Source organism: Lujinxingia vulgaris, assembly GCF_007997015.1.
GTDB lineage: Bacteria > Myxococcota_A > Bradymonadia > Bradymonadales > Bradymonadaceae > Lujinxingia > Lujinxingia vulgaris.
On the sequence record NZ_VOSM01000078.1, the window covers coordinates 1 to 571 of the forward strand.

1 protein-coding gene is annotated in these 571 nt (G+C 65.0%); it reads left to right on the top strand.

Annotated features, from left to right (window positions below):
- Positions 1 to 234 precede the first annotated feature (234 nt).
- Positions 235 to 571: helix-turn-helix domain-containing protein (locus FRC98_RS20985; protein ID WP_230467897.1), on the top strand; the 337-nt coding region annotated here is incomplete at its 3' end.

The following is a 571-nucleotide window of genomic DNA, read 5'->3' on the forward strand; positions in this document are numbered from 1 at the left end:
TTATGATTCTCTGTGGTTTGCGACAACGACGGAGGATCGACTGGCCTGGACTGAAATCACTCGCCGTCAGCATGACAGGCGTTCGTTGCGGTATGCAAGCGATTGCACGGACGCGTGTCGCTAACATGTCATCTGTCCGGGTTTTGTAGCACGTGATCTGTCCGGGTTTAGAACCGCCCTTGAACGAGGGGGGTGGCGATGGACCGGGCAGAGGTGCTTCAAGAGGTACGACGGATGCGGTTTGAGGAGATTTACGAGCGCCACCGCGGTCAGCGGTTGAGCGCCTTGGAGGCGGCGCAGTGGCTGGGCGTTTCGGAGCGGACGTTCCGGCGCTGGCGGGTGCGCTACGAGGTGGAGGGCGCGGCCGGTCTGCTGGACCGGCGGCTGGGCAAGACGAGCCCGCACCGGGTGCCGGCGGATGAGGTCGAGCGCATCGCGGCGCTGTATAACCAGCGCTACACGGGCTGGACGGTGAAGCACTTCCACGAGCGGGCGGTGGAGCAGCACGGGCTGCGCCACAGCTATGGCTGGACCAAGAGCGTGCTGCAGGCGCGCGCCCTGGTCCGCAAGG